Annotated in this window: 1 rRNA gene; it reads left to right on the top strand. The window is 52.0% G+C overall.

The window, feature by feature from the left end:
- Positions 1 to 100: 100 nt before the first annotated feature.
- Positions 101 to 202 (top strand): 5S ribosomal RNA (gene rrf, locus KNP74_RS14890); the annotation flags it as partial.

The raw sequence follows: 202 nt of genomic DNA, 5'->3' as shown, positions 1-202 counted from the left end.
CGTGTGGAGCTGAATGATACTAATCGGTCGAGGCTTTGATCTAGTCTAACGGTTTGAGTGAATTGATGAGTCTTCAGTTTTGAGAGAACGATCTCTCTTGTCTGGTGGCGATGGCGAAGCGGCCACACCCGTTCCCATGCCGAACACGGAAGTTAAGCGCTTCAGCGCCGAAAGTAGTTGGGGGTCTCCCCCTGTGAGGATA

Source organism: Exiguobacterium sp. s141, from assembly GCF_018618085.1.
Lineage (GTDB): Bacteria > Bacillota > Bacilli > Exiguobacteriales > Exiguobacteriaceae > Exiguobacterium > Exiguobacterium mexicanum_A.
The sequence above is the reverse complement of the archived record's forward strand: the minus strand, read 5'-3'. Positions and strand labels throughout refer to the sequence as shown.